The organism is Aeromonas sp. L_1B5_3, from assembly GCF_963866575.1.
Lineage (GTDB): Bacteria > Pseudomonadota > Gammaproteobacteria > Enterobacterales > Aeromonadaceae > Aeromonas > Aeromonas jandaei.
Genome location: NZ_CAWMDN010000024.1, coordinates 38,038 through 63,178, shown reverse-complemented (window position 1 = coordinate 63,178; position 25,141 = coordinate 38,038). Strand labels below are relative to the sequence as shown.

Sequence of the window (25,141 nt, the reverse complement as noted above, 5' to 3'; positions counted from 1 at the left end):
CATCAGGGCAGGATCGCCTATGTCACTTATCACCGAGTTGCCAGCCATTTTCGATAGTTTTTCAGATGCCCGTCGTCAGGGCTTTCTGGCTGTGATGGCACTCAAGGAGCGACAGATCCCCCTGGTCGGCACCTACTGCACCTTTATGCCGCAGGAGGTGGCGATGGCCGCCGGCGCGGTGGTGGTATCGCTCTGCTCCACCAGCGACGAGACCATCGAGGAGGCCGAGAAAGACCTGCCCCGCAACCTCTGCCCGCTGATCAAGAGCAGCTACGGTTTCGGCAAGACCGACAAGTGCCCCTACTTCTACTTCTCCGATCTGGTGGTGGGGGAAACCACCTGCGACGGCAAGAAGAAGATGTACGAGTACATGGCCGAGTTCAAACCGGTACATGTGATGCAATTGCCCAACCGCGCCGATGACGAGGCCTCCCGCACCCTGTGGCGCAGCGAAATCGTCCGCTTCAAGGAGCTGCTGGAGCAGCAGTTTGGCCAACCCATCAGCGAGCAGGCGCTGCGAGAGGCCATCGTGCTGAAGAACCGCGAGCGCCGCGCACTGGCCGACTTCTACCGGCTGGGCCAGCTCAATCCGCCGGCGCTGAGCGGCACCGACCTGCTCAAGGTGGTCTATGGCGCCACCTTCCGCTTCGACAAGGAGCAGCTCATCAGCGAGCTGCAGGAGATGACCCGCCGCATCAAGGCCGAGTATGCCGAGGGCAAGCGGCTCGATGCCCGCCCGCGCATCCTCATCACCGGCTGCCCCATCGGCGGCGCGGCCGACAAGGTGGTGCGCCTCATCGAGGAGCACGGCGGCTGGGTAGTAGGTTACGAGAACTGCACGGGCGCCAAGGCGACCGAGCAGTGCGTCAGCGAGGAGGGCGACCTGTTCGATGCGTTGACCGACAAGTATCTGGCCATCGGCTGCTCCTGCATCTCCCCCAACCACCAGCGCATGAATCTGCTGAGCCAGATGGTGGAGGAGTATCAGGCAGACGGGGTGATCGATGTGATCCTGCAGGCCTGCCACACCTATGCGGTGGAGTCGCTCGCCATCAAGCGCCATGTGCGCGAACGCCACGGCATCCCCTACATGGCGGTGGAGACTGACTACTCCAGCGCCGACAAGGGACAACTGGCCACCCGGCTGGCGGCCTTTATCGAAATGCTGTGAGGAGGCGCAGTGTCACTCTCCATCGGGATTGACTCGGGCTCCACCGCGACCAAGGGGATCCTGTTCGACCACAAGGATGGCGGGCGTATCGTCCGCCGTTTTCTGGTGCCGACCCCCTTTCGTCCGCTGGCTGCCATCGAGCAAGGCTGGGCCGAACTCTCGGCCGATTTGCCAGAGCGCCCCCACCTGACCCTGACCGGCTATGGCCGCGATCTCGCGTCGTTCGCCGATCGCCGGGTTACCGAGATCTCCTGCCACGGGCTGGGGGCTCGCCTGCTCTGCCCATCGGTACACACCGTCATCGACATCGGCGGCCAGGACAGCAAGGTGATCCTGCTCGATGGCGACGGCAACCTCACCGACTTTCTGATGAACGACAAGTGCGCCGCCGGCACCGGTCGCTTTCTCGAGGTGATCACCCGCACTCTGGGGGCTCGGGTCGAGCAGCTCGACGAACTGTTGGAGGGCGCAGAGCCCCACGACATCAGCAGCATGTGTACCGTGTTTGCCGAGTCGGAGGCGATCAGCCTGCGCTCGGCGGGCATTCCGGCCGAGTCGATCCTGGCCGGCATCGTCCGCTCCATGGCCCGGCGCAGTGCCAACTTTATCGGCCGCCTCGGCGCCAGACCGAGCGTGCTTTTTACCGGCGGCGTCAGCCACTGCGCCACCTTCCGCCACTATCTGGCCGAAGGGTTGGGCTGCGAGGTCGCCACCCACCCGGACGCCCAGTTTGCCGGTGCGTTGGGGGCCGCCCTGCTCGGTGCCCGCGCCAGCACGGGAGGCAAATCATGAATCAGGAGTTTCTCTACCTGTTCCACTCCACCCTCGGCACGGTCAGACTGCGCAAGCGGCTGGAGCAGCACGGCCAGTCGTTTCGGGTCTGCGATGTGCCGCGCCTGCTCAGCGCTGGCTGTGGCCTCGCCATTCGCCTCCACTGCCCGCCCGAGGAGTGGCAACAGTGGTGCCAGAGTGGCGAAACCGCCGCCGTTTTTCGCTGCGAAGCGGACGGCGACTATCAGGAGTTGGCCCGCTATCCGGCCGATAGTCAGGACATGGCGAAGCAAACGCCTGTGGCTGGCAGTCGGAGTCATGGATGATAAAGAGCTATCCCATGGCCGTTTATCTGCGCATGCTGGCCAATCTGGTGCTAGGAGGATTCTTCCTCGCCTCTGCCGGGTTCAAGCTGGCCTCCCCCGCCCTGTTCATCGAGCAGATCGGCGCCTTTGGCCTGATCTGGCCGCCGCTGCTTCCGCTCGCGGCCTGGGGGCTGATCGCCCTTGAGCTCTCCGCAGGGCTGGCGGTCATCGCCAACCGGCGCTGGGGATTGTGGCTGGTGATCGGGCTGCTCGCCCTGTTTATTCCGGTGTTGGGCTATGGCGTTGCCATCGGGCTCGACATCTCTTGCGGCTGTCTTGGCAGGGCTGATCTCAGCTCGTTGCCGGAGGCCATTGTGCGGGATCTGCTGCTACTGACGCTTGCGGGCGCCCTGCTGCGAACTTCCCGCCCCGTTTTTCCCGTTCCAAAGGAGTAGTGACATGATGACATTGCGATCCCGCACTCTGGTGGCCTCGCTGATCGCCGCCAGCTTTGCCCTCGCGGGCTGTGGCGACAACCAGTTCGAGCAGGAGGTGAAGCTGGAACAAGCGGCTGTACAGCTGGCACAGGAGGCGCAGCAGGGGGGCTATCAGCTGCTGACCGTGACCGAGCTGAAAACCCGGATGGACAAGGGCGAGGAGCTGGTGATCATCGACACCATGCCCTATGAGGACTCCTACAAGAAGGAGCACATCCCGGGCGCCAAGAACTTTGCCTTCGTGAAAGAGGCCAAGGCTGGCGACAACTGGAGCGAGATCGTCGAGGGAAGCGGTACACCGGAGCAGTTCCAGGCGCTGCTGGGTGAAGACAAAGCCCGCCCTGTGGTGATCTACTGCGGCTTCGTCAAGTGCGGCCGCAGCCACAACGCTGCCGCCTGGGCGGTCAATCAGGGCTATCAACAGGTCTATCGGGTGCCGGGCGGCATCTTCGCCTGGAAAGGCGCTGGCTACCCCGTCACGGCCGAGTAACCCGACCTTTCGCCCCAAAAAAGAAGCCCGCAACTGCGGGCTTCTCTCATTTCGATACTGGCTGTCAGCTGGCGACCTGGGACGCTTCACCTTCCGCAACATCGCTCTGCACCTGTTTGCCAAGCAGGCGCTTGGTGATCATGGCCGCCATGATAGATCCGTTGACGTTGAGAGCGGTACGGCCCATGTCCACCAGCGGCTCGATGGCGATCATCACCCCCACCAGCGCGATAGGGAAGTTGAGGGTGGAGAGCACGATCAGCGCGGCGAAGGTGCCGCCACCGCCGACGCCAGCCACCCCGATGGAGCCCAGCGCAATCACCGGCAGCAAAGTCAGCAGGAACAGGGGATCAAACGGGTTGATGCCAAGCATGGGGGCAATCATCGCCACCATCATGGCCGGATAGATGCCGGCGCAGCCGTTCTGGCCGAGGTTGGCACCGAACGAGGCGGCAAAGTTGGCGATGCTGGAGGGCACCCCAAGACGCTGCTGGGTCTCGATGCTGAGCGGGATGGAGGCGGCGCTGCTGCGGGAGATAAAGGCGAAGGTGAGCACGCCCCACACTTCCCGCAGATAGTGCAGCGGGTTCTGGCCGATCAGCAGCAGGATCACCATGTGTACTGCAAACATCGCCAGAATGGCGACGTAGCAGACCAGAATAAAGCCGAGCAGGCTGAGGATCTCGCTCAGGGGATAGTGAGCCACCACCCGGGCGATCAGCGCCATCACGCCATAGGGGGTGAGCGCAATCACCACCCGCACCATCTTCATCACCCACAGTTGCAAGGTGTCGATGGCCACGGCGGCGCGAGCACCAGCCTCTGGATGCTCCGCCTTCAACTGCAGCAGGGCAACCCCGGCCAGCACGGTGAAGATCACCACGCCGATCACCGAGAGACCGCGGCTACCCGCCATATCGGCGGCAAAGTTGGTGGGCACCAGCGAGAGCAGCAGGGCCGGCAGGGTCTGGGCACTGTCGATGGTACTCATGCTCTGTTGCAGCGCAGCCGTGTCGCTGCCGTGGCTCAGCAGCCCCTCGGCAGTGAGACCACTCAGATGGGTCACCGTCATCCCCACCACACCGGCGATCATCACCAGGGTCAGCATGGAGCCGATCAGCACGGCGCTGATCTTGCCGAGGGACTGGGCCTGCTCCAGCTTGTTGATGGCAGAGAGGATGGAGGTGAACACCAGCGGCATCATCACCACCTTGAGCAGGCTGACATAGCCGCCGCCGATGATATTGACCCACTCCAAGGTCTGCTGGACGCCGGCATCATCGGCGCCCCACCCCAGTTGCAGCGCCAGCCCGAACAGGGCACCGAGCAGCAGACCCGCAAGCACCTTGCGCGAGAGCGGCAACCCTGTGGGCAACCGGGTGAGAGCAAAACAGAGCAGACAGAAAACAAGCGATGCAATCAGGACAAACATCATGAATACCTGTAGCGGCCATCAGGCCGAAAGTGGATTGATACGAAGGGGGATGCGGGCAGGGCCGCAGAATAAAACGCCGGAATGCAGGAGTGTGCAGGCGTGAAAAAACAGCGGACGCCCGGGAAGGCGTCCGCTGGCAATCGGGGGAATTACTTCTTTACGGGGGCGTCGTACTGTTCGGGTTCGTCGCTATAGACGCAGACGTTCCACTTGGCAGCCAGGCCATCGTCGGCCAGACAGTAACGTTCGAAGAAAGCCTTGATCTCGGCGCGCTGGCAGTGCGCTTCGAAAGAGGCCATGTCTTGCCAAATCTCGTTGAACACGATGGGGAAGCTCTCCCCCTCGGCAAACGGGCTGGCGATGTGGCGGGTTACCCGATATTGCAGGCAGCCATCCTCACGCAGGGTGTTGGGCTCCAGTGCCTGCAACACCTGAAACAGGGCCTGCTCCTGACCAGCTTTCGGCAGGAATTGGGCGATGCAATAAACCTTCTTGGACATGAGATCCTCCTGTGGGCGACTCGCTCAGGCTTGCTGTAGCGTGACCACCCGGTTGTCGATAAGACGGGCCTTGCCGAGATACGCAGCCATCAGGATCACCAGCTGCTCGCTCTCGTCGGTAGCCGCTTCGAGGTTGGCGGCATCGACGATGTCGATGGCATCGGTGCGAAAACCGGCGTTGTCGAGGCGCTGGCTGGCCTGCGCCACCAAGGAGGGCAGGTGGTGATCACCTGCTTCGATCTGCTCGGCGATCCAGTTCATGGTGCGCGCCAGCTCGGGGGCGATGGCCCGCTCGGCAGCGGTCAGGTAGCCGTTACGCGAAGAGAGCGCCAGCCCGTCTTCGGCCCGCACGGTGGGCACGCCGACGATCTCGATGGGCATCGCCATGTCGGCCACCATCTTGCGAATGAGCGCCAGCTGCTGGTAATCCTTCTGGCCAAAGCAGGCCACATCCGGCTGTACCAGATTGAACAGCTTGGTGACGACGGTGCTGACCCCGCGGAAGTGACCCGGACGCAGCGCCCCCTCCAGCAGATTGGAGAGACCCGGCACCTCGACGAAGGTCTGGCTGGCCAGCCCCTGCGGATACATGATCTCCGGGGTCGGGGTGAACACCATATCGACTCCGGCCGCTTCCAGCGCAGCGCAATCCTGCTCCAGAGTGCGCGGGTAGTTGGCAAGATCCTCGGCCTTGTCGAACTGCATAGGGTTGACGAAGATGCTGACCACCACCTTTTCGGCGTGGCTGTGTGCCTCCTTCACCAGCGTCAGGTGGCCCTGATGCAGATTGCCCATGGTGGGCACGAATGCGATGGCACGCCCTTCACGGCGCCATTGGGAGATCTGCTCACGCAGAGCGGCAGGATTGTTAACAACCAACATCGGCAGTTCACCTTCAGATGAATCAAAAAGATACGGGTTACATCAGCCTGACAGGATGACGAAACGGGGGCACTGGCCCCCGCTCTCATCGATAGGGCATCACATCAGTTGAAGCAGTGTTCCGGGCCGGGGAAACTCCCCTCGCTCACCTGCTGCACATAGAGGCGCACGGCGGCGCGCACGTCGCCGGTCTCGGCCAGGAAGTTCTTGGTGAACTTGGGCACATAGCCGGAGGTGACGCCAAAGGCGTCGTGCATCACCAGAATTTGACCGTCGGTCGCAGGGCCGGCACCGATGCCGATCACCGGGATCCGCAGCGCCTTGCTGATCCGCTCGGCCAGCGCACTGGGCACGCACTCGAGCACCAGCAGCTGGATACCGGCCGCCTGCAGTTCGAGAGCCTGACGGTAGATCTCCTGGGCCTGAAACTCGTCGCGACCCTGCACCTTGAAGCCGCCAAAGACGTGGACGGATTGCGGGGTGAGGCCGAGGTGACCGCACACCGGCCCCCCGTTGCGGGTGAGGTGGCGGATGGAGTCGCAGAGCCAGTCGCCCCCTTCCATCTTGACCATGCGAGCACCGGCTGCCATCAGGCGGGCGGCGTTCTGGTAAGTCTGCTCGGGGGTGGCGTAACTCATGAAGGGCATGTCGGCGATGATCAGCGCATTGCTGGCACCGCGAGCCACACAGCGGGTGTGATAGACCATCTCATCCATGTTGACCGCCAGGGTATCCTGACCCCCTTGCAGCACCATGCCCAGCGAATCGCCGATGAGCAGCACATGGGCCCCCTCGTCGTCGAACAGCTTGGCAAAGGTGGCATCATAGGCGGTGATGGCGGTGAACTTTTGACCATCCTGCTTCATCTTCAGCAGGCTGGCGGTGGTGATCTTGCTCATAAAGGCTCCTGTACGTCTGCACTCGGCGCAATGATGGCGAGATCATTGCTCGGGCAGCGGGCAACCAGTTGTGCGAGCGGGGTGCCGCAGGGCAGCACCAGAGCGGGCGCGATTTCGGCCAGGGGCAGCAGCACGAACTCCCGCTCCTTCATGCCGTAATGGGGAACGATCAGGCGCTCGTGGTTGATCACCTGATCGCCAAAGAGCAGCAGATCGAGATCCAGGGTTCTGGGTCCCCACCGCTCCTCTTTGCGCACACGTCCCTGTTCCAGCTCGATTTTTTGTAGTTGATCCAGCAGCGCCAGCGGCGTCAGCCGGGTGTTGAGCCGGGCCACGGCATTGACGTAGTCCGGCTGATCAGCAGGCCCCATGGGGCGGCTGCTGTAAAACGACGAGGCCTGCACCAGCACAGATTCCGGCAAGGTCGCCAGCGCGGCGACCGCGCGGCGCGCCTGACCCAATGGGTCAGACAGGTTGGAGCCAATGGCGATGAAGACCTCGGTCATCACGTCTGTGATCACTCGGCCGCTTTCGGCTTGCGACGGCGCGGGCGGCGGCGATTGCGGCTGTTGCTGCTGCGCTTCTCGCCATCGTGGCTACGGCTCTCACCGCGCTCACCGCTGGCCGGGCGACGGGTCGCTTCCCGTTGCAGCTGCGGGCGCACATCCGGATTGGAAGCAACATAGCGCTCCCACCAGCTGGCCAGCTCGCCGAGACCGCGCTCGACCCGGTTGCGCAGCAACAGGAAGTCGAACGCCGCGCGGAACTTGGGATGCTCCATGGCGCGCTCGGGGTGCTTGCCCTGACGACGGGTCAGGCGCTGTTGCAGTGCCCAGATGTCGCGGACATCTGTCGTGAAACGGCGGGGAACGGCGATGATCCGCACCTGATTGTCGAGCACCTCGTTGATCGCCAGCATGAAGGCGTCATACCAGGGCAGGCCGCTCTCGTTCTCCAGCACCCGACCACGGGCCTCGACGCAGCCCCACAGCAGGGTGGCGTAGAGGAAGGCGGGGGTGACGCGTTTATCTTCACGAACGCGAGTGTCGGTATCGATCAGCGCCTGCTCGATAAACTGCTCGTAAGGCGAGTTGCCGTGCGGGGTAAACAGCGCAGCCACTTGCGGGAAGAGCTGCTGGAACAGGCCGTACTCGCGCAGCAACTTGTAGGTAGTCAGGGCATCGCCAGCCAGGAACAGCTTGAGGGTCTCCTCAAACAGGCGGGCCGCCGGAATATCCTGCAGCAGCGGCGCCAGCTCCCGGATGGGGGCAGCGGTGCGCGGGCTGATGGTCATGTCGAGCTTGGCGGCGAAACGCACGGCGCGCAGCATCCGCACCGGATCTTCGCGGTAGCGGGTTTCGGGATCGCCGATCAGCTCCAGCTTGCGCTCGGCCAAATCTTCCAGCCCGCCCTCAAAATCGTGCAGGGTGAAATCCTTGGCGCTGTAGTAGAGGGCGTTGACGGTAAAGTCGCGGCGCTCGGCATCCTCTTCGATGGTGCCGTAGACGTTGTCGCGCAGCAGCATGCCTTCATCGGACTGGGCCGACACATGTTTGCTGGTATTGACCTGATGGTGGTGACCGCGGAAGGTGGCCACTTCGATCACGTCACGACCAAAGACAATGTGGGCCAGGCGGAAGCGGCGGCCAATCAGGCGGCAGTTGCTGAACAGCGCCTTGATCTGCTCCGGCGTCGCATCGGTAGCGATGTCGAAATCCTTGGGCGTCTTCCCGAGCAGCAGATCCCGGACTCCGCCGCCGACCAGGTAGGCTTCATAGCCGCCCTTGTTCAGGCGATAGAGCACCTTGAGTGCATTCTCGCTGATCTCTTTGCGCGAAATCGGGTGCTGGTCACGACTCAGGGTTCGACGTTGTCCGGCAACACGGGCCGGAATGGGGGACTCCGCCGACTGCTCGCCCTCATCCTTGCCGAGCACTTTGCGGCAAAAGTTTGCGATCTGGGAAAAAATGGTACACCTCGTTATGACTTCAAATTGACGGGAGGCCAAAAAAATAGCGGCCTATCATAGCTCACGCCTAACCAAATGAAAAACCGTGACGGTAATTGATCCCGTTTGAATCGGCGTTGCCGGAAAAAATAGCGGTCTATTCCCATAGCTCACACCTGACCAAATGAAAAACCGTGACGGCAATTGATCCCGTTTGAATCGGCGTGGCCGGAAAAAATAGCGGCCATTCACTGAAAGCAAACCGGCCATTGCCCTTTTAGCGCCTGTCGGCACGGCAACAAGGCGGCTATGGCGCCAACCCCGCCACTATAAATTTAATTTATGGTTTTTCGTTAAATGACCCAATTCTACCTTATACCTAACCGGATCCGCGGCGCAGGGTCCGTTGCTCTCTCTTGCCTGCTCTCGAAAGCCAGCGCCCGATCCGCTCAAGCCGACTCGCGCAGCGTTTCACCTTGTCACCTTGCTTTTGGCTTTGGTTGCCAGATTTAGCCGGCAACCAACGGGATCTTCTCGCTGGCGGGCACCCGGGCCAGCTGCCAGTTGGCGATGCCCCAGCCGATGATCTCGTCGATCCGGCTTGCCATCAACTCGGGCGGCGGACACTGACCGAGAAAGTGCAGCGCCTGCCAGAGGGCCGGGCGCACCTCATCCAGCGCCAGTGCCGGCGCATGGTTCTGCTTGGAGAGCTTGTTGCCATCGGCCTGTACCACCAGCGGCAGATGCACCCAGTCCGGCACCGCGGCCCCCAGGGTCTGGTAGAGGGCAATCTGACGCACCGTCGGCTCCAGCAAGTCGGCGCCGCGCACTATCTCGGTGATGCCGCTGTCCATGTCATCCACCACCACCGCCAGGTTGTAGGCGTAGAGCCCGTCGCGGCGGCGGATGATGAAATCCTCCTCGGCGAGCGCCGCCGGCACCGCGATATGGCCCTGCAAGCGGTCATCGAAGTGGTAGACCGGATGGTGCTGGCGCAAGCGGGCGGCAGAGCCCTCTGCCGTCAGCCCCAGGGTGCGGCAGTGGCCGTTGTAAAAACCGCCGCTCGCCATGATTTCGCGCCGGGTACAGCGGCACCAGTAGAGATCGCCCGCCCGGTAGAGCTGGTCGATGATCTCGTCATAGCGGCCGTGGCGCGCGCTCTGGAACATCACCTCGCCATCCCACTCAAGACCGTATGCCTCAAGGGTTTTGAGAATAAGGTCGGCCGCCCCCGCCATCTCCCGCGGCGGATCGATATCCTCGATGCGCACCAACCAGCGCCCCTGTTGCGCTCTGGCCTGCAAAAAGCTGCCGAGGGCCGCAATCAGCGAACCGAAGTGGAGCGGGCCGGAAGGGGACGGCGCAAAGCGGCCCACATAGGGGCGAATTTGGGGGGAGGAAGGGGTATTCACAGCCATGACGGTTCGGATAAGCAGTTCAGTGAGGCGCATTTTGGGACGCCCCGCCCAAAAGCTCAATAAAAAAGGGAGCCCGCAAGCTCCCTTTTTCATATTGCAGCGGGTCGGTATCAACCGGCCATCTGCTTTTCCTTGATCTCGGCCAGCGTCTTGCAGTCGACACAGAGGTCGGCTGTCGGACGGGCTTCCAGACGGCGGATACCGATTTCGATACCGCAGTGCTCGCAGTAACCGAAGTCGTCATCTTCCAGCAGCTGCAAGGTCTTCTCGATCTTCTTGATCAGCTTGCGTTCACGATCGCGGGTACGCAGTTCGAGAGCGAACTCCTCTTCCTGCGCGGCACGATCCACGGGATCCGGGAAGTTGGCAGCCTCGTCCTTCATGTGATCAACGGTGCGGTCAACTTCCTGCATCAGTTGGTTGCGCCAGGCACCCAGGATCTTGCGAAAATGCGCCTTCTGTTGGTCATTCATGTACTCCTCACCCGGCTTTTCCTGGTAAGGCGCGACACCCGCAATGGCCAGGGGGCCCAGAGATTTCCTGTTTTCGCCTGTTGGCATGCCCTGTCTCCTAATTCAGCACGCTACCCGTGCCATCCATAAATTGAGGGCGACATCTATAGCAGAAGGGTAACGGGTAAGCAAACGAGCCGTACCAATAATGTTACCCACTCCAATATTTATGAACTCCCCTCGGGTAACAGGTGGCTGGATTCAAACGGGATAAATCCTTGTGCCACCATGCCTTGCACCCCAACATGGGGCCGATAGCATAAAATTTCAACCCCCGCCGCAATTGCCTGTTCAATTAGCAGACTATAGTGCGGATCTATGTGCGCTGCAGGGCGCATCCGGCTTATTCCGGAGTGCAACACCATAAATAGCAGCACGGCTCTGTGACCGGCCGCTTTCATGGCCATCAATTCACGTAAATGCTTGGCGCCACGGGCAGTTACCGCATCGGGGAAGTAGCCCATGCCGGCCTCTTCCCGCTCATCGAGCAGGGTGACCGATTTTACCTCGATGTAACAGTTGCCCTTCTTCTCATCTTCCAGCAAGAGGTCGATGCGACTGTTCTCTTCGCCATATTTCACCTCGGTGCGCAGTCTGGCATAGCCGCACAGCGGTGCGATGGCATCCTGCTCGATCAGCTCGCGGGCGATCTGGTTGGCGCGCGCGGTGTTGACGCAGATAAAGTGGCCGGCCGGGCTCTCGGCGATCTCCCAGCTATGGGGCAGCTTGCGCTTGGGGTTGTCGGAGGTCGAATACCAGACCCGGGTGCCCGGATCGGCGCAGCCGGTCATGGCGCCGGTGTTGGCGCAGTGGATGGTGATCACCTCACCATTGGCCAGTTCGACATCGGTCAGAAAGCGCTTGTAGCGGGCGACAAGTTGCCCGGATTGCAGTGGCGGATCAAATATCACGGGTTCGCCCTCCGCGCCTGTTCGTTGTCCCACTCATCCCGAGCCCCCTCATCCTTGGCTCTGGCCCGCAGCGGCCAGCAGGCAAGCGGCTGGTAGCGCACCCCATCCGGGGTCGAGATCGACTCATAGAGGCAAAATTGATCGGCCCTGAGCAGAAAATCGGGGGCCGGCAGGGTGGCTGGCGCCTCACCCGCCTTGCGCGACAGGGTGACGTGAGGGCGATATCCCTGCTCGCCATTGCCAAGCCCCAGCTTCTCGCCGTGACGACGCAGTGCCTTCGCCAGCACGGTCAGCTCGTTGGGCCACTCCTGCGGGCCAATCCAGCCTGCCTTGGCGCGGCTGAACCAGCCGGTCTCATCCAGCCTGATGGTGAGCGGCGGACAGTGCTGGCGCTCAACGGCGGCGATCAGGCGGCGGGTGGTCACCTCGTCCGCTTCACCGAGGAAGGCGAGGGTGAGGTGAAGATTGGCTTGCGGCACCGGTTGACCGGGCCAGGGGCGTTGATCACGCCAGCTGATGAGTTCGGGAGCGAGCTCCCCGACGGGCAGAGCAAAGAAGAGTTTGGCCATTCGGGTGAAGATGCCTTTATCCAGACAGAGAGGGTGGCCCATTCTATGGCAGCCATCTCCTCCTGTCTCGCCATCCGGGCCGAGGGCCATCTGCTCCCCTACATCTGCTCACGGTGGCCGTGCTGGCTGTGGCAGAATAGGCGCCGTTTTACCGGTTGCAACAGAAGGTGTTGATCGTTTTGTCCCCACTCCCCATCGTTTCGGTGCTGCCCGAACTCTTTGCCGCCCTCGACCGCCACAACAGCGTGATCCTGCAGGCGCCCCCCGGCGCGGGCAAATCGACCCTGCTGCCGCTGGAGCTGGTACGTCAGAACCGGCTGCCCGACCGCATCATCATGCTGGAACCAAGACGGCTGGCGGCGCGCAATATCGCCAGCTTTCTGGCACGCCAGCTCGGGGAGAAGGTGGGCGAGCGCATCGGCCTGCGGGTGCGCGGCGAGAGCCGCACCAGCTCCGCGACCCGGCTCGAGATTGTCACCGAAGGGGTGCTGACCCGGATGTTGCAGCAGGATCCCGAGCTCGGCGGCGTCTCGCTGGTCATCTTCGATGAGTTCCACGAACGCAGCCTGCACGCCGATACCGCGCTGGCCTTCGCCATCGAGAGCCAGCAGGGATTGCGGGATGACCTCAAGCTCCTGGTGATGTCCGCCACTCTGGATGGCATGGCGCTGGAAAAGCTGCTGCCGGATGCGCCGGTGATCCGCTCGGAAGGGCGCGGCTTTCCCATCGACTACCACTACCGCCCCGCCAATCGCCAGCAGTGGCTGGAGCCGCAAGTCGGCGCCGTGGTGCTCGAAGCGCTGGCCGAGCAAGATGGCAGCCTGCTGGTCTTTCTGCCGGGACAGGGAGAGATCGAGCGGCTGGCGCAGTGGCTGGAAGGACGGCTGCCGGATGACGTGACCCTCGCCCCCCTCTACGGCCGCCTCGACATGGCCGCCCAGCAAGCGGCCATCGAGCCGGCACCTGCGGGCCGCCGTAAGCTGGTGCTCACCACCAATGTGGCGGAGACCTCCCTCACCATCGAAGGCGTCTCTGTCGTGATCGACAGCGGGCTGGAGCGCCGTGCCTCGTTCGATCTGAAAAGCGGCGTCACCCGACTGGAGACCCGCCCCATCGCCAAAGCCTCCGCCACCCAGCGGGCGGGCCGTGCCGGTCGTCTCGGCCCCGGTGTCTGCTACCGGCTCTGGAGCAACGAAGTGCAGGAGCGGCTCGCCGAGCAGAGTCCGCCCGACATCCTCACTCAGGAGCTGACCGGTCTGCTGCTGGATGCCGCCCAGTGGGGGGCAAAGGTGGAAGATCTACCGCTGCTCGACATGCCGCCGGCGGCGGCCGTCGCCAGTGCCCAGCGGCTGCTGGTGGCCCTCGGCGCCATGAAGCCGGGGGGTGAGCAACAACTTACCCCGGCTGGCCGCGCCATGGCGGCCTTCGGTACCCATCCCCGGCTCGCCCGCATGCTGCTGCGCGCCCGCGAGCTGGAAGCTGAAGGTCTGACAGGGATTGTCGCCGATGCCGCATATCTGGTGGCGTTGCTGGAAGAAGATCTGCGAGGATCGGAGCGTCTCTCGGTGCTGTTCCACCGCTGTCAGGGAGCCCTGCGCCAGAGTGCGGCCCGCTGGTTTGAACGGCTCGGCGCTCGCCCGGCCAATCCACAGGGACAGTGGCTCGGGCTGCTCTGTGCCCTCGCCTGGCCGGATCGCATCGGCAAGCTGCGCAGCGGCAGCCGTTACCAGCTCAGCGGCGGGGTGAGCTGCGATCTGATCGAGGGTCACCCCTGTCAGGGTCAAAGTGCGCTGATTGCGGTGGAGATGGGTCAGAACGAACGCGGCAGCCGCATCTTTATCGCCGAACCGATAGAGCTGGATGAGTTGGCGCGTCTGCTGCCGGAGCTGGTAAGCGAGCGCCAGTGGTTCGACTGGGACGAGCGCGAGGAGCGGGTGCGCGCCGAACGCCAGCAGGTGATCGGCGAGCTGGTGCTGAGCCAGCGACCGCTGACGGACCTTTCGGATGAGCAGAAGGGGCGCTGCCTGCTGCAAGGCATCCGCCGCAAGGGGCTGTATGTGCTGCCGTGGGACGAGAGCAGTGAAGGGCTGCTGGCCCGTCTGCGCTGCGCCCGCGACTGGTTGCCCGATGAGGAGTGGCCAGCCATGGATGACGACAGCCTGCTGGCCACCCTCGAACAGTGGCTGCTGCCGGCGGTGAGCGGCATGACCCGACTGGAGCAGTTGAAAAAGCTCGATATGAGCGACATCCTGCGCCAATCTCTGCCCTGGCCACTGCCCAAACGGCTGGACGAGGCACTGCCCGGCCACTTTACGGCACCGACCGGCAGCCGGGTACGGATCCGCTATCAGCCGGGGCAGGCCCCGGTGATCCCGGTGCGAATTCAGGAGATGTTCGGTCAGGCGGCAACCCCCTGCGTGGCCGATGGCCGGGTGGCGCTGGTGGTAGAGCTGCTCTCCCCCGCCCAGCGACCGCTGCAAATCACCGCCGATCTGGCCGCTTTCTGGGCTGGCTCCTACGAGCTGGTGAAAAAAGAGATGAAGGGGCGCTATCCCCGCCACTACTGGCCGGACAATCCGCTGGAGGCGATGCCGACCAGAGTCACCAAGAAGAAGATGGGTATCTAGGTTCGATTGGCCAGGCCCGATCGGACGTTCGCGAATGCGACATAACAAGTAGAAAGGAAAGCAAAGAGGATTTATGGCAACCCAACGACGCAAGCGCGCCCCCAAGAAAGCGCCACCCAAGCGTACCATCTGGCGCAAGCTGTTCTGGCTTGGCTTCAAGCTCTCGCTGGTGGTAGCGGCCTTTATGGTGGTGTTTGGCATCTACCTCGATACCCAGGTGCGCGAGCGATTTGACGGCGAGAAGTGGCAGCTGCCGGTGATGGTCTACAGCCGTCCGCTGGAGCTCTATCCGGGTCAGCGCCTGTCGCGCGACCAGATGCTGCGCGAGCTCAACATGCTGAGCTACAAGCAGGTGCGCCAGCCCCATACTCCGGGCGAATACACCATCATCGGCAACCGCATCGAGCTTATTCGCCGACCATTTGCCTTCTACGATGGTACCGATGGTGCCCGCGGCCTGCGCCTCACCTTCAACGGCCCGCGCCTCGAGGGGATCCAGTCGCTGGAGAACCAGCGCCAGCTCGGTTACGCCCAGATGGACCCGGTGCTGCTCGATCGCCTCAACACCGAAGATCGGGAAGACCGCCTGCTGGTACGCCTCGCCGAGGTGCCGGACAGTCTGCTGGTGACCCTGCTCACCACCGAGGATCGCGACTTCTATCAGCATGGCGGCGTCTCCCCCATCGCCATCATGCGCGCCATGTTTGCCAACCTGATCGCCGGCCGCACCGTGCAGGGCGGGAGTACCCTCACCCAGCAGCTGGCCAAGAACTTCTTCCTGACCCGTGAGCGCAGCCTGTGGCGAAAACTGCAGGAAGCCTACATGGCGGTACTGATCGATTACCGCTACAGCAAGGACGAGATCCTGGAGTCCTACCTCAACGAGGTCTATCTGGGGCAGAACTTCTCGCAAGGGGTCTATGGCTTCGGCCTCGCCTCCTACTTCTACTTCGGCATTCCGGTCAACGAGCTGGATATTGATCAGGTCGCCCTGCTGGTCGGTCTGGTAAAAGGCCCCTCCTATTACGATCCCTGGCGCTTCCCCGATCGGGCCAAGGTGCGCCGCGATCTGGTACTGAAACTGCTGATGGATCACGGCAGCCTGACCCAGGCCGAATATGATCTGGCCAGCAAGCAGCCGCTCGGCATCATCGCCCGCGGCCAGATGAGCTACGGCCGCACCCCGGCCTTCATGGGGCTGCTCAAGCGCGAGATCCAGAGCCGCTTCGGCCCGGATCTGCTCAAGCAGTCCGGCCTCAAGATCTTCACCAGCCTCGACCCCATCGCCCAGCATGCCGCTGAACAGGCGGTCGCTTCTGGCCTCGCCGACATCGAAAAACTGCGCGGCAAGAAGAAGCTGGAAGCCGCCATGGTGGTCTCTGACTGGCACAAGGGCGAAGTGGTGGCGCTGGTCGGTGGTCGCGATCCTCGCTACGCCGGTTTCAACCGGGCGCTTGATGCCCGCCGCCAGATCGGTTCGCTGGTGAAACCTGCGGTCTACCTGACTGGCCTCTCCAACGGCCTGACCCTGGCGACCCCGCTCAAAGATCAGCCGATCCGCATTCGCGGTCAGGATGGTCAGGTCTGGACGCCGCAAAACTACGATCGCAAGTTCCGCCAGAGCGTGCCGCTGATGGATGCGCTGGCCAGCTCCCTCAACGTGCCGACCGTCAATCTTGGTCTGCAGGTGGGGCTGGAGAAGGTGGTCGACACCCTGCACAAACTGGGGGTGCAGCAGGAGATCCAGCCCTATCCGTCGCTGGTGCTGGGGGCCGTGGCGCTCTCGCCGATGGAGGTGAACCAGATGTACCTGCCCATCGCCAATCAGGGTCTGACCCAGCCGCTGTCGGCGATCCGCGCCGTGGTCAAAGGGGATGGCAGCCTGCTCTATCAGCATGATCAAACCGCCAAACGGGTTACCGACAGTCAGGCGAGCTGGCTCACCCTGTTCGCCATGACCAAGACGGTGAGTCAGGGGACGGCACGCTCGCTGGGTGCCAAGTTCCCGGGCGCCACCATGGCGGCCAAGACCGGCACCACCAACGAGCTGCGCGACTCCTGGTTTACCGGGCTCGACAACAACGAGCTGGTCAGCATCTGGGTCGGCCGCGATGACAACACCCCGGCGGGTCTCACCGGTGCCAGCGGCGCCCTGCAGCTCTTTACCGGCTACATGAGCCAGCGCGGCGTCAACAGCCTGAGCCTGCAGATCCCGGAAGGGGTTACCTGGGCTAACTTCTCTCGCACCAGTGGCACCCGGGTCACCAGCGACTGCCCGGGCAGCCTGCAGGTGCCGGCCAAGGTCTCGACCATGGGCTCACCGACCAGCTGCAGCAGCCCAGGTACGCCACGCAGCGCGCTGGACGACTGGTTCGGCGGCTTCTTCAACTGACCGAGGGAGACGGGTAGCCCGGGCTGCCCATCTCGCCATCCCGCTTACAAGGAGTCACCATGCACCAGCCGCTGTTTGAGGCCATCCACCACGTTGCCATCATCGCCAGCGATTACGCTCGCTCGCGCCACTTCTATCACGAGGTGCTGGGACTTCCCATCATTGCGGAGACCCTGCGCGAGGCGCGCCAGTCGTGGAAACTGGATCTGGCCCTGCCGGATGGCAGTCAGCTGGAGCTGTTCAGCTTCCCCATTACGCCCAAGCGCCCCTCTACGCCAGAGGCATGCGGCCTGCGTCATTTGGCCTTTCGGGTCGGCGACCTTGACCGCGTCATCACCCATCTGCATGCCCACCAAGTCGCTGTGGAACCGGTGCGGGTGGATGAGCTGACCGGCAAGCGCTTCACCTTTTTCGCTGACCCCGACGGCCTGCCGCTGGAGCTCTACGAAGCGCCGCGCTGAGTCCGCATCGGCCAAACAAAAAGCCGCCCGGCGAACCGGGCGGCTTTATTATTTATTGCTGGCGTTATATCAGGCGGTGGTCAGCATGGCGACAGCCAGTGCCATCACCATCATGCCGGCCCAGCCGATGGGCTTGAGGCGCTCGCGGAAGATGAGCAAGCCACCCAGCGCAGTACCGAGAATACCGATGGCGCCCCAGGTCGCGTAGGCCACGGCCAGGTCGATCTTGCCACCGCTTACAGCCTCCGAGAGCAGGGTAAAGGCCATCAGCACCAGCAGGATGCCGAGGAAACCCCACCTCTTGTAGCGAAAGCCGACCGAGCGGTTGATCGCCATGTTGGCGCCGATATCCAGCAGAGCTGCGCCAAAAACGATGATTAACGGGTGCATACAACCTCCTCGCCATTGCGGGCGTCATCGTGAGCACTTGTCGGCTCATCGTGGCACTCCCCCATGGTCACCATAACAATACCCACTATCGCCAGCCCCAGACCAACCAACTCCTGAGCACTCAGGTTGTAGTCAAGGAACATCACTGAGACGACGGTGATCAGCGCAATCCCCAGCCCCTCCCACAACGCAAAGGCAATACCAATGGAGATTGTTTTGGCGGCTTTGGCCAGTAGCAGATACGAGAGCGAAATCAGCACCCACATCGGCAAATAGTTGAGCCATCCGGCATCGTTCTCGGGGATCATCGCCATACTCGAGGTGCCTGCGACCTCGGTCACTATGGCGCCCGTCAAAAATATTCGAGCTAAAAGCATGCGACTGAATAACATAAAATTTCCTTTTGTTGCTGCGACGGGAGAGATGGTAGCTCGGACATTCTCTCCGGCGGGAGTCGCTAAGCGTCGACAATATCGACGCTACTCGTTTGCCTTGTCAGTCGGGGGCAGGGTAAGGTGAAGATGGGATCACTGTGTCATATGCCGTAAACCATGAAGCTTTATCAGATAGAACTCTTTGTCGAGTCTGCCAATAGTGGCTCCATCGCCAGCACTGCCCGCCGCCTTGGCAAGAGCCGCAGCGCAGTCAGTACCGCAATTGCGGCTCTTGAAGTCGAGCTTGGCGTCGAACTTTTTGAACGCGGTGCCAACCAGAGTCGGCTGACTGAAATCGGCGAGCTGGTGCTGGATGACTGCACCCGCCTGCTGCAGGCCGCCAACAGCCTGCAACAGAAATGCGAGCACTACGCTTCGGGGGCCGAAGTGGCACTGCGTATCGCCCGCGATGACGCAATTCCCGAGCAGGTATGGCGCGAGATGCTGGCTGGACTGCACAACCAGTTTCCCGGCACCAGCATCTCGCTGGTGCTCGCCTCCCCGCCCGAGCTGCCGGCGCTGGTCGAGGAGGGATTTGTCGATGCCGCTTTCGGCCTCATTACCGAAGATCAGGAGCGCAGCGGCCTCCACATCGATCTGCTCAACCCGATCCGCACCCTGATGGTGGTCGCCCCCAACCACCCGCTGGCGGCGCTGAAACGGGTGGTGCAGCAGGATCTCACCGATCACACTCAGGTCACACTCTCCTATGTGGATGAGTTTTCTGTAAAAAGCCTGCTGCCAGTGGGCGGCAAGCATATCGGTCTCTCCAGCTTCGAGTTGATGCGCAATGCGGTGCTGGACGGCCTTGGCTGGGCGGTGCTCCCCTCCCCCCTCATACAGAGCCAGCTGAGGCAGGGTTCGCTACTGACACTGAAACACAAGTTCAGCCTGCAGTGGCGGGATTACGGGGTCTATCTGGCGCAGAACGCCTATCACGGCAAGGCACTGGCCTGGCTGAAGAAGTCGATCCAGACGTATCTGGAACCGTTCGAGTAAGCGCAATGGCAGAGCAAGCTCACGATCTGCATTTAAGCTGATGCGTCTACCGAGCATGATCGTGCATACTGTTTACATACTCATTGAACGCCGGAGGCGTAACCGATATGAGCAGTGCCCAAGACAAGGACGACATTTGGCTGGATGACGACATCATCGAACTCGATGACGAAGAGGTCGTAACCCCCAAGGCACTCAACCCCTGGCAGGTGCTGATCGTGGATGATGAGCCCGACATTCATCATGCCACCCGGCTTGCCCTCTCCAATATTCAGTACAAATCCCGCCCGCTCGAACTGCTCAATGCCTACAGTGGTGCTGAAGCTGCCACCATGCTGGAGGCCAATCCCAAAATTGCCCTGATCCTGCTCGATGTGGTGATGGAGACAGAAGACGCCGGCTTGCGGCTGGTGCACAGGATCCGCAACGAAATGCATAACTCGCTGGTGCGCATCGTGCTGCGAACCGGCCAGCCCGGTCAGGCGCCAGAGCAGCGGGTGATCCTCGATTACGACATCAACGACTACAAGACAAAGACCGAGCTGACGGTGCAAAAGCTCTACACCACTGTCATTGCCTCCTTGCGCTCATATGAGACGCTGAGTGCCATCGACAAGAGCCGGCAAGGTCTTGGCAAGATCCTGGAAGGGGCGGGAGACCTTTACCATCTCCATTCGCTCAAGGAGTTTGCCTCCGGCGTGCTCAAGCAGATCAGCGCGATTCTGGACGTCGGCACCGAAGGGGCCATCTGTGCCGAGCGCCGCCCGGGGGAACAGAAACTGGAGATCCTGGCTGCCACCGGTGACTATGAAACCCTGCTGAGTCAGGGTAGTCTCACCGACTTCCCGACCCTCAACGAGTCGGTGACCAAGGCGCTGGCAGCCCGCTGCAACCGCTTTGAACACCCGCAGGACTCGCTCTATATCGCCGCCCAGAATGGCCGGGAGTTCGTGCTGAGCTTTACCCCTACCCAACCCCTCGATCCTTTAGAGTGCGATCTGCTGGATGTGTTCTGCCAGCGTATCTCCGCCGCCTACGACAACCTCTATCTCTACAACCAGTTGCTGCGTGCCCAGGAAGCGACCGTGGTGGCGCTGGCTGCGCTGGCGGAGTTCCGCGACTCGGACACCGGCGAACACGTCTTGCGCGTTCAAAAGCTCTCCGATGCCATCGTGGCCGAATTGAAGCAGATGGCGGCCTATCCCGAGCAGCTGACCCCGGAGTTTGTCGAAATGATCGGCATGGCCTCCATCCTGCACGATGTGGGCAAGGTGGGCAAGGTGGGCACACCGGACCATATCCTGCACAAGCCGGGGCGTTTCGATCCCGACGAGCGGGCCATCATGGAGCAGCATGCCGGCATCGGCGCCAACATACTGCACAAGGCGGGCGAAATGGTGGAAGGCACCAGCTACCTGTCGCTCGGAGCCGAGATTGCCCGTGGCCACCACGAGCATTTTGACGGCAAGGGTTACCCCGAACGGCTGGCTGGTCAGCAGATCCCGCTCTCGGCGCGGATTGTGGCGGTGGTCGATGTGTTCGATGCCCTGCTCAGCAAGCGCCCCTACAAGGAGCCCTGGACGCTGGAGCAGACCATGGAGTACATCCAGTCGCGCTCCGGCACCCAGTTTGACCCCCATGTCGTGGCTGCCCTCGCCCGACTGGTCAACGAATCGCGGCTTCCCTACTCGCTCTGAATCTCATGCCATACCGGTGACGCAACCCACCGGTATGGCATCAAAACAGCCAATTTGTTGCATTTTGCGCACACCTACTATCCCCCCGCGATAAACATCCCCTCTCTTTGGCGGCGATATCTGCTGAAATATGGTCATTTAACATCACATCGCTATAATGTCGGCCTGCAAACCCGATATTAAAACCAAGGAAATATCATGAGCCTGAACCTGGTACCGGCCGGCAAGAGCCTGCCCGACGATATCTACGTCATCATCGAAATCCCGCAGAATGCCGACCCGATCAAATACGAAGTCGACAAGGATAGCGGCGCGATTTTCGTGGATCGCTTCATGTCCACCCCGATGTTCTATCCGTGCAACTACGGCTACGTGAACGCGACCCTCTCGCTGGATGGTGACCCCGTCGACGTACTGGTTCCGACCCCCTACCCGCTGCTGGCGGGCTCCGTCATCCGCTGCCGCCCGGTTGGCGTGCTGAAGATGACCGACGAATCTGGCGAAGATGCCAAGATCGTTGCCGTACCGCACTCCAAGCTGACCAAGCAGTACGACCACATTCAGGATGTGAACGATCTGCCGGAACTGCTGAAAGCACAGATCCAGCACTTCTTCGAGCGTTACAAAGAGCTGGAAGCAGGCAAATGGGTCAAGGTTGAAGGTTGGGGCGACAAGGCCGCAGCCGAAGCCGAGATCAAAACCTCTGCCGAGCGTTACGCTGCCAAGTAAGCGCAACCCCTCAGATGAAAAAGGCGCCTTATGGCGCCTTTTTAGTGGGTTGTTGCGGCAAATTTTGGGGTGTTTCGCCAGCAGGATCCCCCTGAATATATATTTCACGACCATCTTGTTGCTGGTAGGGACGGTAATAATCGCTCCCACAGCGATACCCTCCCTCCTTCTGACTCACCAGCTCGCAATTGACCGGCAGCACCTCCAGCCACTTGATGGCCTGCTGGAAGCGCAACCACTCCTGCCACTCATGTTCGCGCGCCAGCTTGTCGCGCAGGGCAAAGGCATCGATACCGTCATCTCCCTTGCTGACGATGACAGGCCCCGCCACTGCCGGCAGGCTCATCACCACCAGCCATCCCAAGAGCCACAGCTTCATAACCCCTCCTCGTGACTTTTTTTCACAATTAAATTTAAAGCCACATCAGTCTGTTATCCGGTTCACAAAACGAAACATCGCCAAACTGGCCCCGCCTCACCTAGTTGTTAATTATCATCCCCGGCAGGAAACACCGCCATGAAGCCAATCGCCGCGCTGTTGCTCGCTTTGACCCTCTCTACCACAGCTCATGCCAGCGAGATCCAGATGAGCTGGCAGTGGCAATCGCCGGGCGGTCAGCACCAGCACTTTCAGCTGACTACGGATGATCAGACCCTGGCAGCGAGCCAGCACGAGATGCAACTGCTCGATGCCTCCCTCACCAAGCCGCTGGAGACCCTGTACGCCTACATCGGACCCAGGCTCTACAACAGCATCAATCTCATCAATCAGTACAGCCCCGAGACCGCTACCAAGTTTCGCTCGCTGGAGCAGGCCTTCACCCTGCACGATGACAGCATGGAGTCGCAACTCTTCTGGCAGGCGTACCAGCAGTATCAGGATGACGCTTTCTACCAGATGATGGTGGTGCCCTGCGTGCATCCCTCCAATCGCAAACTGCCCTGCGTGCGGCCCGACTACTCGCGGCTCTTCTACCACTTCAAGGATTCCCTCAAGCCGCTGGCCCGCCAGTTTGCCGCCAAGGATCTCGCCACCAGCGTCAGCCTGCTGCAGGAGTGGCTGAACGCCATCCCGACCCAGCCCGAGCAGATGGATCACTTCGCCCCTCCGCTGCAGGCGCTGCAGGAGAACAAGGCAGACAGCGACGAGAAGGCACTGCTGATGGCCAGCTTGCTGGCCGAGCTGGCGCCGCAATATGTGCTCAGCATCATCTATCCCGATATCAGCATCGGCAGTGTCTCGCCCGCCTGGCTCGCCATCACCGCCGACAGCGGCCTCAAGGGCGATACCCTGATGATCAACAACCAGCGTCAGGTATTGCTGACCGGATCTCCGCTGATGGTGCAGCAGATGGCGCTGGCCAGGATCCCCCTCGTCAGCCAGCCGCTCTACTGAACCCGAGAGCTCAGACCAGCTGCCAATTCATTGATTTTTATCGATGCCATGCCATCCTAGCCCACCTCGTCAAACAGACGGGGTGGTGGCACTTCCGAATCGCGATTCTATTTAACACTTTTTAAACAGATCCGATCAGTTTAGGATGAAGCTCGCCCATTCCCTCAATCTGAAACTCGTTATAACATAACAAATGGAGTGTCATCAGGATGAAACATCTCGTACTTACTTTGGCGCTGCTGCCCTGCCTCGCCTTCGCCAGCAACATCAAGGAAGCGAACCCGGTTCCGCTGGTCAATATCAGCGACAAGGGTGAGCTGGTACTCAGCGGCAAGGAGATCAGCTACCAGCCGTGGCAGAGCAAGGCGCTCACCGGCAAGGTCTTCCTGATCCAGCACATCGCTGGTCGCACCAGTGCCAAAGAGCTGAATGCACCGATGATCGAGGCGATCAAGGCAGCTCATCTGCCCCATGACAAGTACCAGACCGTCACCATCATCAACAGCAATGACGCCATCTGGGGTACTTCCGGCTTTGTGAAGAGCAGCGCTGAAGATACCAAGAAAGAGTTCCCCTGGTCCGCACTGGTGCTGGATGCCAAGGGTATGGCGCGCAACGCCTGGGATCTGGCGCCGGAGAGTTCAGCCATCATCCTGCTGGATAAAGAGGGCAAGGTGCTGTTTGCCAAAGATGGCCAGCTCGATGCCAACAACATCGCAACCGTGATGGGGCTCATCAAGTCCCATCTCTAATCAGAGTGAAAGGGCGCTGATGGCGCCCTTTCCATAAGGGTCTATGGGTCGTATCAAGCTGAAAATCTGGATCCTGCTGCTGGGCTGGTTGTTGCTACAACCCCTGCTCGCCCGGCATCAGCTTGACTCCGCCCTACCCGGTCACGACAACCACCACTGTCTGGTCTGTGCCCTCCATCTGGATGGCAAACAGGCGATCACCCCTGCCCCATATTGTTACGCTGATAAAACGGCCGACACGCCTGTTGTTGCACTCATGCAACACTCGGCAGATGCCACCCCTCCCCACAGCTACGCAATCCGTGCGCCACCGCTCTCCGCTTTTATCTATCCCTTTGTTTAAGTTATCTTTTTGTTATTAAAAGGATTCAAGATGAAAGCAGTTACCCTGTTGCTGGCGGTAGCCACCTTTGCCGCGCACGCCAATCACGATGAACACGAAAGTCACAGCCACGGCGCCCACGAACATGGCCACGGCCACCTCAATCTGGTGGTCGATGGCGACCAACTGATGATCGAGCTGCAAGCCCCTGCCGCCGATCTGGTGGGCTTCGAGCACGCAGCCAAGAGCGACGAAGAGAAGGCACAATATGCCAAGGCCATTGCCCGCCTCCAGCAGCCTGACACCCTGTTCCGCTTCGACCCGGCCGCCGGCTGCAAGCTGACCCAACAGGAGCTGCAGGCCGCCAAAGAAGATCACGACCATGACCATGACCATGACAAGGCTGCCAGCGGCGAGCATGAGCACCACCATGATCATGACGAAGCGGGTCACGCCGATATGGGCGCCATGTATACCTACACCTGCGCCACCCCGGCCAAACTCACCGGCCTTGAGGCGACCCTGTTCAGCGTCTATCCAAGCCTTGAGAAGCTGAGCGTGCAGGGGATCCTGCCCACCGGCCAGACCGCAGCCGAACTGACCCCGTCCGCCAACAAGCTGAGCTGGTAACGCC

At 61.6% G+C, this 25,141-nt stretch carries 28 protein-coding genes; 15 read left to right on the top strand and 13 right to left on the bottom strand.

Translation table 11 applies throughout. The annotated features are described in order from the left end of the window. Nucleotides 1-19 precede the first annotated feature (19 nt). From AACR93_RS02490 to AACR93_RS02470, 5 genes are read left to right on the top strand one after another with little or no spacing between them, the layout of a single operon-like run. Entirely contained in the window at nt 20-1,171 is a 1,152-nt protein-coding gene (locus AACR93_RS02490; RefSeq protein ID WP_043849926.1) for a double-cubane-cluster-containing anaerobic reductase, read from the top strand. Nucleotides 1,172-1,180: 9 nt separating this feature from the next. Beyond that, nucleotides 1,181-1,963 (top strand): acyl-CoA dehydratase activase, encoded by a 783-nt coding sequence (locus tag AACR93_RS02485; protein WP_043849925.1) that lies wholly within the window; start codon nt 1,181-1,183, stop codon nt 1,961-1,963. After that, a complete protein-coding gene (locus AACR93_RS02480; protein WP_043849924.1) occupies nt 1,960-2,268 on the top strand; it encodes a DUF3343 domain-containing protein in 309 nt (102 codons plus the stop codon). The genes AACR93_RS02485 and AACR93_RS02480 overlap by 4 nt, the downstream gene beginning before the upstream one ends. Nucleotides 2,269-2,282: 14 nt before the next feature. Further along, nucleotides 2,283-2,702: a MauE/DoxX family redox-associated membrane protein gene (locus tag AACR93_RS02475; protein ID WP_043849923.1), complete on the top strand. Its 420-nt coding sequence runs from the start codon at nt 2,283-2,285 to the stop codon at nt 2,700-2,702. A 4-nt stretch (nt 2,703-2,706) separates the two neighbouring features. Continuing rightward, nucleotides 2,707-3,234 (top strand): rhodanese-like domain-containing protein, encoded by a 528-nt coding sequence (locus AACR93_RS02470; RefSeq protein ID WP_043849922.1) that lies wholly within the window; start codon nt 2,707-2,709, stop codon nt 3,232-3,234. A gap of 64 nt (nt 3,235-3,298) precedes the next feature. On the opposite strand, the gene AACR93_RS02465 is transcribed toward AACR93_RS02470, so the two are convergent. The 10 genes from AACR93_RS02465 to thpR all read right to left on the bottom strand — a co-directional run bounded on the left by AACR93_RS02465 (nt 3,299) and on the right by thpR (nt 12,308). Beyond that, nucleotides 3,299-4,666: a cation:dicarboxylate symporter family transporter gene (locus AACR93_RS02465; protein ID WP_043849921.1), complete on the bottom strand. Its 1,368-nt coding sequence runs from the start codon at nt 4,664-4,666 to the stop codon at nt 3,299-3,301. Nucleotides 4,667-4,818: 152 nt separating this feature from the next. Continuing rightward, a complete protein-coding gene (locus AACR93_RS02460; RefSeq protein WP_041210222.1) occupies nt 4,819-5,169 on the bottom strand; it encodes a putative quinol monooxygenase in 351 nt (116 codons plus the stop codon). A gap of 24 nt (nt 5,170-5,193) precedes the next feature. Further along, nucleotides 5,194-6,051: a pantoate--beta-alanine ligase gene (panC, locus tag AACR93_RS02455; RefSeq protein WP_043849920.1), complete on the bottom strand. Its 858-nt coding sequence runs from the start codon at nt 6,049-6,051 to the stop codon at nt 5,194-5,196. Nucleotides 6,052-6,155: 104 nt separating this feature from the next. Then, on the bottom strand, nt 6,156-6,950 hold the full coding sequence (gene panB, locus AACR93_RS02450) for a 3-methyl-2-oxobutanoate hydroxymethyltransferase (protein ID WP_043849919.1): 795 nt from the start codon (nt 6,948-6,950) through the stop codon (nt 6,156-6,158). Further along, nucleotides 6,947-7,456 carry a 2-amino-4-hydroxy-6-hydroxymethyldihydropteridine diphosphokinase gene (gene folK, locus AACR93_RS02445; protein WP_043849918.1) on the bottom strand — a complete coding sequence of 170 codons (510 nt, stop codon included), beginning with the start codon at nt 7,454-7,456 and terminating at the stop codon, nt 6,947-6,949. Before folK ends, panB begins: the two co-directional genes overlap by 4 nt. A gap of 11 nt (nt 7,457-7,467) precedes the next feature. Beyond that, the gene (pcnB, locus tag AACR93_RS02440) at nt 7,468-8,958 is read right to left on the bottom strand and encodes a polynucleotide adenylyltransferase PcnB (RefSeq protein ID WP_043849917.1); all 1,491 of its coding nucleotides are present in this window, start codon (nt 8,956-8,958) and stop codon (nt 7,468-7,470) included. A 449-nt stretch (nt 8,959-9,407) separates the two neighbouring features. Further along, nucleotides 9,408-10,316 (bottom strand): tRNA glutamyl-Q(34) synthetase GluQRS, encoded by a 909-nt coding sequence (gluQRS, locus tag AACR93_RS02435; RefSeq protein ID WP_043849973.1) that lies wholly within the window; start codon nt 10,314-10,316, stop codon nt 9,408-9,410. 110 nt (nt 10,317-10,426) lie between these two features. Further along, a complete protein-coding gene (gene dksA / locus AACR93_RS02430) occupies nt 10,427-10,876 on the bottom strand; it encodes an RNA polymerase-binding protein DksA (RefSeq protein ID WP_005335644.1) in 450 nt (149 codons plus the stop codon). A 119-nt stretch (nt 10,877-10,995) separates the two neighbouring features. Then, on the bottom strand, nt 10,996-11,739 hold the full coding sequence (gene sfsA, locus AACR93_RS02425) for a DNA/RNA nuclease SfsA (RefSeq protein ID WP_043849916.1): 744 nt from the start codon (nt 11,737-11,739) through the stop codon (nt 10,996-10,998). After that, nucleotides 11,736-12,308: an RNA 2',3'-cyclic phosphodiesterase gene (thpR, locus tag AACR93_RS02420; RefSeq protein ID WP_043849972.1), complete on the bottom strand. Its 573-nt coding sequence runs from the start codon at nt 12,306-12,308 to the stop codon at nt 11,736-11,738. Before thpR ends, sfsA begins: the two co-directional genes overlap by 4 nt. Before the next feature lie 179 nt (nt 12,309-12,487). Between thpR and hrpB the strand changes: the two genes are divergently transcribed. The 3 genes from hrpB (at nt 12,488) to gloA2 (ending at nt 17,788) form a co-directional block, all read left to right on the top strand. Then, complete coding sequence (hrpB, locus tag AACR93_RS02415) at nt 12,488-14,935, top strand: ATP-dependent helicase HrpB (RefSeq protein WP_043849915.1); 2,448 nt, start codon at nt 12,488-12,490, stop codon at nt 14,933-14,935. Nucleotides 14,936-15,008: 73 nt separating this feature from the next. Continuing rightward, complete coding sequence (gene mrcB / locus AACR93_RS02410; RefSeq protein ID WP_041210229.1) at nt 15,009-17,327, top strand: penicillin-binding protein 1B; 2,319 nt, start codon at nt 15,009-15,011, stop codon at nt 17,325-17,327. A 59-nt stretch (nt 17,328-17,386) separates the two neighbouring features. After that, the gene (gene gloA2 / locus AACR93_RS02405; protein ID WP_043849914.1) at nt 17,387-17,788 is read left to right on the top strand and encodes an SMU1112c/YaeR family gloxylase I-like metalloprotein; all 402 of its coding nucleotides are present in this window, start codon (nt 17,387-17,389) and stop codon (nt 17,786-17,788) included. Between the two features lie 69 nt (nt 17,789-17,857). Here the strand turns inward: gloA2 and AACR93_RS02400 are convergent, their stop codons facing one another. Together AACR93_RS02400 and AACR93_RS02395 are read right to left on the bottom strand one after the other, a co-directional pair. Next, nucleotides 17,858-18,178, bottom strand: coding sequence for an SMR family transporter (locus tag AACR93_RS02400; RefSeq protein ID WP_033113059.1), 321 nt, complete (start codon nt 18,176-18,178; stop codon nt 17,858-17,860). Then, nucleotides 18,166-18,570 carry an SMR family transporter gene (locus AACR93_RS02395; RefSeq protein WP_082044052.1) on the bottom strand — a complete coding sequence of 135 codons (405 nt, stop codon included), beginning with the start codon at nt 18,568-18,570 and terminating at the stop codon, nt 18,166-18,168. The genes AACR93_RS02400 and AACR93_RS02395 overlap by 13 nt, the downstream gene beginning before the upstream one ends. A gap of 159 nt (nt 18,571-18,729) precedes the next feature. On the opposite strand from AACR93_RS02395, the gene AACR93_RS02390 reads away from it, so the two are divergent. The 3 genes from AACR93_RS02390 to ppa all read left to right on the top strand — a co-directional run bounded on the left by AACR93_RS02390 (nt 18,730) and on the right by ppa (nt 22,037). Further along, nucleotides 18,730-19,611, top strand: a complete 882-nt coding sequence (locus AACR93_RS02390) for a LysR family transcriptional regulator (protein WP_043849913.1) — start codon at nt 18,730-18,732, stop codon at nt 19,609-19,611. Between the two features lie 107 nt (nt 19,612-19,718). Then, a complete protein-coding gene (locus AACR93_RS02385) occupies nt 19,719-21,308 on the top strand; it encodes a DUF3369 domain-containing protein (protein WP_043849912.1) in 1,590 nt (529 codons plus the stop codon). 198 nt (nt 21,309-21,506) lie between these two features. Next, nucleotides 21,507-22,037, top strand: coding sequence for an inorganic diphosphatase (gene ppa, locus AACR93_RS02380; RefSeq protein ID WP_005335667.1), 531 nt, complete (start codon nt 21,507-21,509; stop codon nt 22,035-22,037). A 28-nt stretch (nt 22,038-22,065) separates the two neighbouring features. Here ppa and AACR93_RS02375 read toward each other — a convergent pair whose 3' ends face one another. After that, the gene (locus AACR93_RS02375) at nt 22,066-22,416 is read right to left on the bottom strand and encodes a hypothetical protein (RefSeq protein ID WP_043849911.1); all 351 of its coding nucleotides are present in this window, start codon (nt 22,414-22,416) and stop codon (nt 22,066-22,068) included. Nucleotides 22,417-22,554: 138 nt separating this feature from the next. Between AACR93_RS02375 and AACR93_RS02370 the strand changes: the two genes are divergently transcribed. From AACR93_RS02370 to AACR93_RS02355, 4 genes are all read left to right on the top strand, one after another. After that, nucleotides 22,555-23,433 (top strand): hypothetical protein, encoded by an 879-nt coding sequence (locus AACR93_RS02370; RefSeq protein WP_041210235.1) that lies wholly within the window; start codon nt 22,555-22,557, stop codon nt 23,431-23,433. Nucleotides 23,434-23,642: 209 nt separating this feature from the next. Continuing rightward, nucleotides 23,643-24,185 carry a YtfJ family protein gene (locus tag AACR93_RS02365; RefSeq protein WP_041210236.1) on the top strand — a complete coding sequence of 181 codons (543 nt, stop codon included), beginning with the start codon at nt 23,643-23,645 and terminating at the stop codon, nt 24,183-24,185. A gap of 43 nt (nt 24,186-24,228) precedes the next feature. Next, nucleotides 24,229-24,528 (top strand): DUF2607 family protein, encoded by a 300-nt coding sequence (locus AACR93_RS02360; protein ID WP_043849910.1) that lies wholly within the window; start codon nt 24,229-24,231, stop codon nt 24,526-24,528. 30 nt (nt 24,529-24,558) lie between these two features. After that, nucleotides 24,559-25,137 carry a DUF2796 domain-containing protein gene (locus AACR93_RS02355; RefSeq protein ID WP_043849909.1) on the top strand — a complete coding sequence of 193 codons (579 nt, stop codon included), beginning with the start codon at nt 24,559-24,561 and terminating at the stop codon, nt 25,135-25,137. Nucleotides 25,138-25,141 lie beyond the last annotated feature (4 nt).

Bases quoted from the DNA above. Each gene is read 5' to 3' on its own strand.
- AACR93_RS02490 (WP_043849926.1), top strand. From the start codon at position 20: ATGTCACTTATCACCGAGTTGCCAGCCATTTTCGATAGTTTTTCAGAT.
- AACR93_RS02480 (WP_043849924.1), top strand. From the start codon at position 1,960: ATGAATCAGGAGTTTCTCTACCTGTTCCACTCCACCCTCGGCACGGTC.
- AACR93_RS02475 (WP_043849923.1), top strand. From the start codon at position 2,283: ATGGCCGTTTATCTGCGCATGCTGGCCAATCTGGTGCTAGGAGGATTC.
- AACR93_RS02470 (WP_043849922.1), top strand. From the start codon at position 2,707: ATGATGACATTGCGATCCCGCACTCTGGTGGCCTCGCTGATCGCCGCC.
- AACR93_RS02465 (WP_043849921.1), bottom strand. From the start codon at position 4,666: ATGTTTGTCCTGATTGCATCGCTTGTTTTCTGTCTGCTCTGTTTTGCT.
- AACR93_RS02460 (WP_041210222.1), bottom strand. From the start codon at position 5,169: ATGTCCAAGAAGGTTTATTGCATCGCCCAATTCCTGCCGAAAGCTGGT.
- panC (WP_043849920.1), bottom strand. From the start codon at position 6,051: ATGTTGGTTGTTAACAATCCTGCCGCTCTGCGTGAGCAGATCTCCCAA.
- panB (WP_043849919.1), bottom strand. From the start codon at position 6,950: ATGAGCAAGATCACCACCGCCAGCCTGCTGAAGATGAAGCAGGATGGT.
- folK (WP_043849918.1), bottom strand. From the start codon at position 7,456: ATGACCGAGGTCTTCATCGCCATTGGCTCCAACCTGTCTGACCCATTG.
- gluQRS (WP_043849973.1), bottom strand. From the start codon at position 10,316: ATGGCTGTGAATACCCCTTCCTCCCCCCAAATTCGCCCCTATGTGGGC.
- dksA (WP_005335644.1), bottom strand. From the start codon at position 10,876: ATGCCAACAGGCGAAAACAGGAAATCTCTGGGCCCCCTGGCCATTGCG.
- thpR (WP_043849972.1), bottom strand. From the start codon at position 12,308: ATGGCCAAACTCTTCTTTGCTCTGCCCGTCGGGGAGCTCGCTCCCGAA.
- mrcB (WP_041210229.1), top strand. From the start codon at position 15,009: ATGGCAACCCAACGACGCAAGCGCGCCCCCAAGAAAGCGCCACCCAAG.
- gloA2 (WP_043849914.1), top strand. From the start codon at position 17,387: ATGCACCAGCCGCTGTTTGAGGCCATCCACCACGTTGCCATCATCGCC.
- AACR93_RS02400 (WP_033113059.1), bottom strand. From the start codon at position 18,178: ATGCACCCGTTAATCATCGTTTTTGGCGCAGCTCTGCTGGATATCGGC.
- AACR93_RS02395 (WP_082044052.1), bottom strand. From the start codon at position 18,570: ATGTTATTCAGTCGCATGCTTTTAGCTCGAATATTTTTGACGGGCGCC.
- AACR93_RS02390 (WP_043849913.1), top strand. From the start codon at position 18,730: ATGAAGCTTTATCAGATAGAACTCTTTGTCGAGTCTGCCAATAGTGGC.
- AACR93_RS02385 (WP_043849912.1), top strand. From the start codon at position 19,719: ATGAGCAGTGCCCAAGACAAGGACGACATTTGGCTGGATGACGACATC.
- ppa (WP_005335667.1), top strand. From the start codon at position 21,507: ATGAGCCTGAACCTGGTACCGGCCGGCAAGAGCCTGCCCGACGATATC.
- AACR93_RS02375 (WP_043849911.1), bottom strand. From the start codon at position 22,416: ATGAAGCTGTGGCTCTTGGGATGGCTGGTGGTGATGAGCCTGCCGGCA.
- AACR93_RS02370 (WP_041210235.1), top strand. From the start codon at position 22,555: ATGAAGCCAATCGCCGCGCTGTTGCTCGCTTTGACCCTCTCTACCACA.
- AACR93_RS02365 (WP_041210236.1), top strand. From the start codon at position 23,643: ATGAAACATCTCGTACTTACTTTGGCGCTGCTGCCCTGCCTCGCCTTC.
- AACR93_RS02360 (WP_043849910.1), top strand. From the start codon at position 24,229: ATGGGTCGTATCAAGCTGAAAATCTGGATCCTGCTGCTGGGCTGGTTG.
- AACR93_RS02355 (WP_043849909.1), top strand. From the start codon at position 24,559: ATGAAAGCAGTTACCCTGTTGCTGGCGGTAGCCACCTTTGCCGCGCAC.